Below are 10,245 nucleotides of genomic sequence, written 5' to 3'. Positions count from 1 at the left end.
ATTTGAATGGACGTGATGATGGAACCGAACGCTTTCTGGGCCGCATCAATGCGGATGGCCCACCGTAAGGTGGGTAGAACCTGATAGGTGACTGAAACAGACCTTGAGTCTGATTTCTAACATTTGAATTCAAGGGCGCAGGTTTAAAAGAAAACTCATCTTATCAGATGATTACTTCAAAAGGATTGATGAAAAAATCCTAAGGGAAAACTTTTTTCTCTTGACCCCAGGGGCTAATGGGTGACCCCTCGGCCTGTATTATTCTAAGGGTTTGGCGCGATTGGTTGTGGCTTCTTCACTCAAAGTAGTAGCTAGGTCGTCGGCACGGTCACCGCGGATGATGACAATTTGTACTGCTTCAACATATCCCGCATTTCCTCCTGTATTTGAGGGTGCAAACCTGAGCAATCCCCTTATTCCAACGGGGATGACCTTGCTGGGAATACTTGGATGGGTACTTAAGGCAGCCTCCAAACTTGTTGCAAATCGTTTACAATCGGTTAGTTCTTGGGACGGATCCTGTGCGGCAGTCTTTTTATGAACAATAAACAATACCCATTTAGCATCGGGGATTTTCTCTTGAATGAGTTTTAAAATAGCCTCGGCTTTCCCCTTCAATTGACCGGCAGGTATGTGCCTGGTGTCATTGAGATGGGTCCAGAACTGAATGACGTTATCTTGATATTTTGCATAATCCAAAAAGCTTGGGTATCCGGTGCGTGTTTCAGAGCGATGTATCCTTCCTGCTGGGGTTATAACGGGAATTGTAATGTTAAAGTCGGGATAAATAATATTAGCTAAAGGTGCTGTTCCCACTGCTTTTGCTAATTCAGCTCTCATGGCAGTCATCTTTTGGACTGTATCTCGGCTAGTGTTTGGTACCTTATCCTCAGATGCTTTGAGAATTTGTTTAAATTCTGTTAAATAGCCTTTTGCAGTTTTTAGCTGTGTTTTTAATGCAGCACTACCTTGGAATTTTGCGGCTAATTGCCTTAATTCATCGATTCTCCCACCGTTACGTTCTAAATTTGGAATTCCGATGGTTAACATTCCAATGATCGTGGGTAGTCGGTTAACATCAGTCCCTATTTGCAAAGATAAGCGACGATAAAAATCAATTCGGGATTTTAAAGTTTTAACGTGAGCTGTTGCTGTAGCTAGGGCTTTCTTTTCTAATCCAGCAAATACCTTTTTAGCCGCTGCTAATAATTTTTTAAGGTTGGCGAGTGATGCTTTTCCTTGGCCGGCTGATTTCTTGATAGCATTATTCTTAGGGTTAGTATCGGCGAGTGCGTTTAATTTTACAGCATCGCCATTGGGTGGTGCTTCTAACTTTTGAATTTGTTCTGTAAGTCCTTCGATGAATGTAGCTAAGGCACTAGGCTCTTTTTTGTCGGTACCTTTGTAACGTGCTGTTCCACCTTGCAAAGCAGCACTCAAACTTTTTGCGAGCCCATCGGCTTGTGCTTCAGGTGTTTCTGATGGAGTGGGTTGGGTTGGCTGAGTAGGTTGAGTAGGTTGAGTAGGTTGTGGTTCATCGAGTAGGCTAGCAAGCTTGGTTTGGGCTTCTATTAGCTTGTCCGTTAACAACTTCATTTGGGCACTGGCCTCAGCCATGATAGGTGCCAGTTCATAGTGTGAATCATTGCCATGATTTTTGTTCAGCTCCACAAGGGTTTTAGAATAGGCACTTTCTTCAATCGTCCTTATTGCTGCGTTTAAATCATCAATAGCCGAACTGAGGTCGGTTTTGCTGGCATGCCCGATAGCAGCAGTGTTTATTAAACTCAGCTGAGTACTAACCGCCTGTTTAAGTCGTGCAAGGGCAGTATTGGCCTCTTGTCTCACACGAGCGATCGCCGTTGCTTCTGGATCCGTCCCAGGTGTGGGGGCAACAGGGGTTGCTGCTCTAATCCTAGCTTTTCCAGTGACAACAGCTTGTTGTAGATTAGATCTCAAAACCCCATAATCAGTAAGTGCTGTTACAGTTTGATTCAAATGTCGTTCTAGGGCACGTATTTTAGTTTCAACTTTTTGCAACTCATCAATAAGCGCTGTGCCTTGTTTTTCTAATGTATCTATTTCTGGTTCTGTCGAAGCAGTACTTATGGCCGAAGTAAGGGCCGCTAGCTCCTCGCCAAAACGCGTCGCTTGCCCTTCGTATGCTGTAATTAGTTCTCTTCGTCTTGCATTTAAATCTTCGATATCTTCGGTGGGGTCATAATCTTTGCTTGGCTTTTCCAAATGGACAACAATGCCACCATCAAGCAATAAACCAAATCGATTAGAATCTGGGCCATGATTGCCCGCTAGCCCAGCGCCAAAACGAAACCCAACGTGATCCCAGGGTTTAAATTCATATGCTGCAGAACCCTGCCACGCAAAAACACCACCGTCTTGGTAACTCCCACCACCTAATAAGGCTTCAGCAACAAATCGGTGAGTTTCATTTCCTATATTAAGCCCATAACCTATTAACCCTGTTACTCCTGCAAGGCCTGCATCGGCAAAGTGTAAGTCTAATAAGAATCTCAAGCCATGAGTGTTCGCGTCGTTCAATAAGATCGATCCGGCCAACAACAAGCTACCAGGAGGCAATTGAGTGGCTGAATCGTTGTTGCCGTTAGCATCGAGTTTAACCGTTGGGGGTGTAGAGCCACCTTTGTTATTATTCTCGATACACTGGCGAATTTCTTTGACGGTTGTATATTTATTACAATCTTCGGTCGTAGGACTAGAAGAGGTAGAAGCCGTTGGTACGTCAGCAGCCGGTGCAGTGGCTTCGCCTTGTAAAGATAAAAATACCCCACCGCGCGCTTCCAATGACCATTTCAAAGGTTTGCCTTGGCCGCGGAAGATCGATTTTATTTCGCCAAGGGTTTTAAGAGTAAGTTGCCCCGTGGTTTGATCGGCAAGAACAAAAATATCTTCATTACTACCAAATTTAGAAAGTGCATCACCACTATAATCGCCAACTTTGGTACCGATGGTAATGTTCAAACTTTCTAATCGGCCGTCACCGTCACTATCAACTGCGGTATGTTGAATGGTTTCTCCACCGCATCGTGTGGATTTTTCTTCAGGATTATCACAGATTGTAGCAGAATTATCGTTGCTACGAACGACGTAGTATATACCCATTTTGGGTCCCCCCGGACATTAGTTTGCTCTGTCATTGCGAACCCCTTTAGGGGTGAAGCAATCTCCTCGGTTTAACCGGTGAGATTGCCACGCCCGTTGGGCTCGCAATGACAGAAAGAGTTATCGTACAACTTGCTCAAGAGTTGCTATCAACGACATAAAATGAGTATTTGGTTCAATTTTTAGGCCAATTACGCAACTTCTTAGCGTTTAAGGCGATAACTTGAATAGTTCCAATATAAGTCAGGGGGGAACCATGCAATTTAAATTATTTCTGTTCATTAGTCTTTTTGCCTTACTACCTTATAATATGGCTTTTGCTGAGACGTGCAGTGTTGATCCAACTTTGTTGGATAACCCTGGTAATAATCCCAGCGTTCAAACTAATGCATCTACAACATTTCGCGATTATATTTATTTGTTGGGAACCACAGTTGCGACGGGTGGGCAAAAAATAATCGCTTTAGAAAATTTATGCGTCGATGACAATTTAAGTAAAGATGGGGTTAAGGTTAGAAGGCTAATCTTTAGTAAACCAGGCACGATTCAATTAAAATCTCCCCTTTATGGCATTACCATCGCTAAAGGTGAAAAGCTCATCATCAAAACTCTTCCGGGCGAGAATGTAACTATCGATGGTTCTGAAATGGTGGCTTTTGGTGATAGCGATGTGAAAGGGGATTGCGGGATTTATACTGGGAATTCCCATGAATATTTACCCGACTATTCGGCGAATATGCAGCCATTTCTTACTCAATATTACTCGGGCGACAATATCGAGTTTCAAGGGTCGATCAGCGTAGTTAATTATCCGGGCCATGGTTGGTGCATTGCGGGCCACAATAATATTTTAGAGAGAATGCTTGCGATTCATAATGAACTAGATGGGTTCAAAATTTCCGGTAATTTTGCTTTTCTTAAGGGGATACAAAGCCTTTTGAACTCAAGCAATGGGATTTCCCTTAGTGGCAATGGCGCTACCATTCAGCCTTCGGTTATTAATAGCAATTCAGGGACCAATAAAATTCAATTGCCCGTCTTTGCAGCCAACAGCCAGAAGGGTATTTATATTGAATCAAGCCAAAATAATATTTTTTCTACCCAAAGTTTTTCTAACAAAGAAGCAGGGGTTTACATTAGTGGTAATCAATCAAAGATTAATTTAAAAGAACTCATTGCCTATGACAATAAAGCCGGGGCAGGGGGCATGGGTATTCTATTTGCGGGTTATATCAATGATGATATCAAAGCCCCCACCGTTGTGGAATTAACTAATGATGGGCAAGATAATTTGTCAGGTTCTGTTGATGTGCATTTAATTCAGCCCGATACAAGTTATGAGCTTCACGTTTATATTGCTGAATCTAAGGATATGACCGATGGCCAACCCACGCAGGCTCGGTATTTAGTCAAGACGGTAATATTAGTACCCAATATGCAAAAAAGTGATGGGGTGTATTCGGTCAATATTTTAGCCGATGAAATTAAAAAAGCCTTGGGCAAATCGGTTATTTCTCAAGAGACTTATTTTACCTTCATGTTGACCGATCCTAGCAAGGGTTCGTCGGTTTATTCGTTGGCCTATAAAAAGCCTGAGAAGCCTACTATTCTTTTGGTAATAACTCCGGCTTGGCTCGAACTTTTAAAAGTTCTTGCTAATCCCGACTTTTTAAAGGCCATGGATGAAGATGGTGATGGTACGATTACGACTCTCGATAATTGCCCCAGCGTTGCCAATGCCGATCAGCTCGATACTGATGGCGACAAGGCTGGTGATGCCTGTGATGCCGATGACGATAACGATGGGGTTAACGATGGTGAAGATAATTGCCCGCTCGTTGGTAATCCCTTTCAAGAAGATGCCGATGGTGATGGCGCCGGGGCGGTTTGTGACCCTGATGATGGCAATGTATTAGTCGATGACGATCAAGATGATGACGGGGTGAAGGACGCGGTCGATAATTGCCCTAACGTGGCTAACGCCGATCAAGCCGATGTAGACCACGATAGTGAAGGCGATTTGTGTGACAGCGATGATACCATTAAAGATAACGATAGTGATGGTGTCGAAGATGCAAAAGATAATTGCCCAAGCTTAGCCAATCCCGATCAAACCGATAGCGATAGCGATGGGACGGGCGATGTTTGCGAGCCGGTTGTAACACCAACGCCAACTCCTACTTCTGTCGCAACACCAACACCAACCTCAACGCCTACCCCTACGACCAAGCCAACTCCTACCCCAGTGACGTCGTGCCCCGATGGGCAGGTATTGCAAGGCGGTCAATGCGTTACGCCCGTGATCAATCTTCCTCTCGAAGAAAATAGTAGCGGTGGGTGTAGCCTGCAACCTAACTTTGAAGCCGGGGCTAGCCCGTGGGTTTTTAAAGGCTTGATTGCGCTGTGGGTGGGATTGCTATACCTGATGCGCCGCGATCTTAAAGCTAAAAACTTACGTAAAATTTAACTCGGCTTAAATCGTATTGAAAAAATAATCCGCCTGAGGTGTTGATCCCTTTTTTTGTGATGGGATCGATTAAAAATCGAATAGGGCGTATTTCGGAGTAGTAAACAGTGGGAGTTTCACCAAAACGGTCGGAGTAATGTTGCTGATAGGTCCATTTTGCTTTGGGTTTTGCCTTTATCGTGCGCGGCTCGGCCTTCACTTTAGCAAAGATGGCAAAGAAGATTAAAAAGGTAAAAGCCATCAGGCTAATGACCAAAAACGCGGGAAATAGTCTTTCGTAAACTGCGGTTAACACCTTCATAGTTTCTCTCCATTAAGAGTAAACTTCAAGTTTTGAGCCAACTTGGCCAAAAAACATTGTACAATTTTTGACGTATCTTATTGGATTTATTTGTGAAATTTACTCACACTTTTTATGCAGCGTGTTGGCGCACTAAGCCATGGTGGGTTTTGGCTCCAAAGGGCCATTAAAAACGGTGTCTTTTCTCCCCAGCCTATGCCAGCAAAATATCGAAAATAGAGCGTTTGCCGTCCGCTAAGTTTAGATTTTTTTAGGAGCCTTTGGATCAGGTGTTTGCGCAGTGGCTTCTTTAGATGGGGTTGGATTGGTATTGAATGCAAAAATTGGGTCAAGGAAGGTGATAAAGGGTCTGCCAAATAATCCAGAACTGACTTGAAGTGACATGGGCAGCAAACCTGGGTTTGGTTTAGAACGAGCGGCATAATCGGTAATTTTTAAAGTGGGTTGAGCATCATGGGGCGATTTAGGAGGTGCTTGTTCAGCTACAACAACTGGTTTTGGGCCTTTAAGCGGTCGTTCAGCCACGCGGGTTGGAGATTTTTCTCTTAACGAGCGGGCAAAATGCGGTTCGGTTCTTGCCACCTCGGATAACTTCTGAGGTTCGGCTGGCGAATGCTTCATCAGAAATTTCCACTGATTTTTCTCGGGTTAGCTTAGGAAAAGAAGGTTTTAGCGCTCCGTATTCTAGGTCGGCAAGGCTTGGCTTAGGAGGATTGAATTGAGTGTGTTCAGTCGAGGAAGCATTTGGAAGCTCAAAGTCGGTGATTTTTTTTAAAGCAGCATCAATGCCCGCCAAGTCGGCTTCAAGTGCCCGCTGGATGTTGGTGCTTTCAGTAGTTTTCTGTACTTTACCCATGTTTTCTCCCTAAAAACCCCGTGAGGGGCGTGCCCCTACTCATATGGATAGCAAATAGCGTGCCAATTGGGATTTTTTTATAACTATCTAATATTATTTAAGTATTTTTGAATATGGTTTAAAATTTCCATAGAAATGGGTATTCATGTCGAGTTTTAGTCTAAAATTTGTACATAATTAGACATTATAAATGTGTTAAAAAATGTCATTCCAGCCCCTGCCTGCGCAGGGGTAAACTCCGGCGGGAATCCAGAACTGCCTGAAATCACTAGATCCCTGCCTCCGCAGGGATGACAGAAAGCACATTTTTCAACAAGCCCATTGCGAATCACTCCTCCTCTACTCTTGACTAATCGTGCTAATAAGGTTAATAAACTCCCCCTTTTTTAAGGGCTTTATTGTAAAGGGCAACGTATGTACGCGATTATTGAAACCAGTGGTAAGCAATACAAAGTTAGCGAAGGGGAAAAGCTTTGGGTTGATAAAGTGCCAGGGGTGCCAGGGCAGGCCATCACTTTTACCCGAGTGCTGATGATTGGTGGAGAAACGATCCAAGTGGGCAAACCCATTTTGGAAAAGGCGAGTGTGAGTGGCGAAATCGTCGCTGATATAAAAGATAAAAAAATTATTATTTTCAAAAAGAAAAAACGTAAAGGTTATCAGAAAAAGCAAGGGCATCGGCAAAAATATACCGAAGTGTTGATTAAAAAAATTGTGAGTTGAGATTGCTTCGCAGACGCTCGCAATGAATGAATGGATGCCGGATCAAGCCCGGCATGACGATATTGCGTCATCCCGGGCTTGACCCGGGATCCATATATGACAGATGGGATGTCATTGCGAGGAGTGAAACGACAAAGCAATCTTGAGTTAAGAGGTTTCTTATGGCGCATAAAAAAGCAGGTGGTTCTTCTCGCAACGGTCGTGATTCCAATGGGCAACGGCGAGGCGTTAAACGTTATGGTGGCGAGCATGTGGTGCCAGGTAATATTATTATTCGCCAGGTGGGCAGCAAAATTCACGCTGGTAAAAATGTGGGCCTAGGGCGCGATTGGACCATCTATTCGCTCATCGATGGCATTGTAAAATTTGAGCACCTCGATCAAAAACGTAAACGCGTGAGCGTCTATCCTATTTAATGTTCCTGTCATCCTCCGGCATGACCGGAGGATCCATATATGAAATTCATAGATGAAGCCAAAATTCACGTAGTCGCAGGCGACGGCGGCAACGGTTGTGTGGCGTTTCGTCGCGAAAAATATGTGCCGCGGGGTGGCCCCAATGGGGGCGACGGTGGTGATGGTGGTAGTGTATTTATCGTAGGTGATGAAAATAAAAATACCCTCATGGATTTTCATTACACGGCTGTTTTTAAAGCCGGGCGTGGTGAGCATGGTAAGGGTAGCGACATGCACGGCAAATCAGGTCGTGATTTAGAAATTAAAGTTCCGGTGGGGACCTTGGTGTATGATGTCGAAACGCAGCTCTTATTAGCCGACATTCATCAACATCAATTGAAAATAACCGCAGCCGTTGGTGGTCGTGGTGGTCGAGGCAACATGCATTTTGCCACCTCCACCAATCGAGCCCCGCGCCGTTGTGAAGAAGGTGTTAAAGGTGAAGAGCGGCATCTCAAATTAGAACTTAAGCTATTGGCCGATGTGGGTTTGGTGGGCAGGCCCAATGCCGGCAAATCAACATTTTTAGCGGCAGTCACGGCCGCTCGCCCCAAGATTGCCGATTATCCTTTTACCACCTTGGTGCCACAATTAGGGGTGGCTCGCGTGGGCCAAAAACATAGCTTTACGATTGCCGATATCCCGGGGTTGTTAGAAGGGGCCAGTCATGGGGTGGGCATGGGCATTCAATTTTTAAAACATATTGAACGCACTAAAATTTTTCTTCATTTGATCGATATCAACGATCCAGAAAATCCTCAACCCTGGGAATCTTTTCAAAAAATCCAGCACGAGCTTTATGAGTTTAGTGAAAAGTTTAAAGAAAGAGTTTGTTGGGTGGTGTTGACCAAAATTGATGCCGTGCAAGATGCCAAAAAACTTAAAAAAACCTATTCGCTTTTTTCTAGAAAAGGATTTAAGGTTTTTAAAATTAGCGCCGTTACGGGTGAGGGGTGCAAGGAGTTGGTGAAGGAGTTGGCAAGGTGTCTACGTCATCAGATGGATGCCGGGTCAAGCCCGGCATGACGACATTACGTCATCCCGGCCTTGAGCCGGGATCCATATATGAATGAATGGATGCCGGATCAGGTCCGGCATGACGGTGTTGCGTCATCCCGGGCTAGACCCGGGATCCATATATGACAATAATGTAGCTTGGAATGACATCATTTATAATATGCGTAACATCTTAAAAAATCGTAAACGAATCGTTATAAAAATAGGCAGTTCTTTGCTAACCGACGCTCAGGGTAAAATCAAGAGTGCTCATTTTAAGCGCATTGTCAAACAAGTGGCAGCGCTAGTCGAAAAAAAATATCAAATCGTATTAGTTTCTTCAGGGGCCATTGCGGCCGGGCTCGATTTGCTGGGGCTCAAAAAAGTGCCGGTGCAAATTCATCAAAAGCAGGCCATTGCGGCTGCGGGCCAAATCACCATGATGCGAGAATATGAAAAGGCCTTTGCTAAGCATCAAATAAAAGTAGCCCAAATTTTGCTAGATCGGGATGACTTAGCCGATCGCTATCGTTTTTTGAATGCACGCCACACGATTACCCAATTATTAAAGTATCAGCTTATCCCCATCATCAACGAAAACGACACGGTTTCGGTAGAAGAAATAAAATTTGGTGACAACGATAATTTGTCGGCCTTGGTGACCAATTTAGTCGAAGCGGATTTGTTGGTTATTTTAACCGATATCGACGGGCTTTATACTTCCGATCCACGGGTAGATGCAAAGGCCAGCCGAATTTCTGTTTTAGAAGAATTGAGTGAAACCGCTTTTAGTTATGCCAGTGGCACTTTAAGGGTTGGTTCTACGGGGGGCATGCAAACCAAATTAGAAGCCGCGGTGAAGGCCTGTCACTTTGGCGTTCCTACCGTGATTGCAAGTGGCAACGATCCAGAAGTGCTCCATAAAATTTTATTAAAAGAAGATGTGGGTACTTTAATATTACCCAAGGCAGGGGCCGATCGTGTGGCGGCTCGCAAACATTGGATTGCTTACATGGGATCTGTAGCGGGAACTCTGGTTGTTGATGAAGGAGCCAAGCTTGTTTTATTAAAACAGGGCAAGTCGTTATTGCCATCGGGCATTAAGGCCATTACGGGGAATTTTCAAATTGGTGATTGTGTCGAAATTACAGTGGCGGGCGAGGGCCCCTTTGCCCGCGGTTTAACCAGCTATTCGTCGGAAGAAGTGGCCAAGCTCAAAGGTTGCAAAACCAGTGAAATTCAAAATTGTTTGGGGTATAAATATTCCGATGAAATAATTCATCGCGATGACTTGGTATTGCTATAG

At 44.3% G+C, this 10,245-nt stretch carries 9 protein-coding genes; 5 read left to right on the top strand and 4 right to left on the bottom strand.

Going from position 1 to position 10,245, the window contains the following annotated elements; all coding sequences use genetic code 11:
- Positions 1 to 258: 258 nt before the first annotated feature.
- Positions 259 to 3,141 (bottom strand): hypothetical protein, encoded by a 2,883-nt coding sequence (locus HYU97_08635; GenBank protein ID MBI2336808.1) that lies wholly within the window; start codon positions 3,139 to 3,141, stop codon positions 259 to 261.
- A gap of 736 nt (positions 3,142 to 3,877) precedes the next feature.
- Here HYU97_08635 and HYU97_08630 point away from each other — a divergent pair.
- Positions 3,878 to 5,608: a thrombospondin type 3 repeat-containing protein gene (locus HYU97_08630; protein ID MBI2336807.1), complete on the top strand. Its 1,731-nt coding sequence runs from the start codon at positions 3,878 to 3,880 to the stop codon at positions 5,606 to 5,608.
- On the opposite strand, the gene HYU97_08625 is transcribed toward HYU97_08630, so the two are convergent.
- The 3 genes from HYU97_08625 to HYU97_08615 form a co-directional block, all read right to left on the bottom strand.
- Positions 5,586 to 5,909 (bottom strand): hypothetical protein, encoded by a 324-nt coding sequence (locus tag HYU97_08625; protein ID MBI2336806.1) that lies wholly within the window; start codon positions 5,907 to 5,909, stop codon positions 5,586 to 5,588. The genes HYU97_08630 and HYU97_08625 overlap by 23 nt on opposite strands.
- Before the next feature lie 240 nt (positions 5,910 to 6,149).
- A complete protein-coding gene (locus HYU97_08620; protein ID MBI2336805.1) occupies positions 6,150 to 6,434 on the bottom strand; it encodes a hypothetical protein in 285 nt (94 codons plus the stop codon).
- Positions 6,427 to 6,765: a hypothetical protein gene (locus tag HYU97_08615; protein ID MBI2336804.1), complete on the bottom strand. Its 339-nt coding sequence runs from the start codon at positions 6,763 to 6,765 to the stop codon at positions 6,427 to 6,429. Before HYU97_08615 ends, HYU97_08620 begins: the two co-directional genes overlap by 8 nt.
- 414 nt (positions 6,766 to 7,179) lie before the next feature.
- On the opposite strand from HYU97_08615, the gene rplU reads away from it, so the two are divergent.
- The 4 genes from rplU to proB all read left to right on the top strand — a co-directional run bounded on the left by rplU (position 7,180) and on the right by proB (position 10,245).
- Positions 7,180 to 7,488: a 50S ribosomal protein L21 gene (rplU, locus tag HYU97_08610; protein ID MBI2336803.1), complete on the top strand. Its 309-nt coding sequence runs from the start codon at positions 7,180 to 7,182 to the stop codon at positions 7,486 to 7,488.
- 161 nt (positions 7,489 to 7,649) lie between these two features.
- A complete protein-coding gene (gene rpmA, locus HYU97_08605; protein ID MBI2336802.1) occupies positions 7,650 to 7,904 on the top strand; it encodes a 50S ribosomal protein L27 in 255 nt (84 codons plus the stop codon).
- A 39-nt stretch (positions 7,905 to 7,943) separates the two neighbouring features.
- Positions 7,944 to 8,969, top strand: coding sequence for a GTPase ObgE (obgE, locus tag HYU97_08600; protein MBI2336801.1), 1,026 nt, complete (start codon positions 7,944 to 7,946; stop codon positions 8,967 to 8,969).
- Between the two features lie 151 nt (positions 8,970 to 9,120).
- A complete protein-coding gene (proB, locus tag HYU97_08595; GenBank protein ID MBI2336800.1) occupies positions 9,121 to 10,245 on the top strand; it encodes a glutamate 5-kinase in 1,125 nt (374 codons plus the stop codon).

This window comes from Deltaproteobacteria bacterium, assembly GCA_016183235.1.
Classification (GTDB): domain Bacteria; phylum UBA10199; class UBA10199; order DSSB01; family JACPFA01; genus JACPFA01.
The sequence above is the reverse complement of the archived record's forward strand: the minus strand, read 5'-3'. Positions and strand labels throughout refer to the sequence as shown.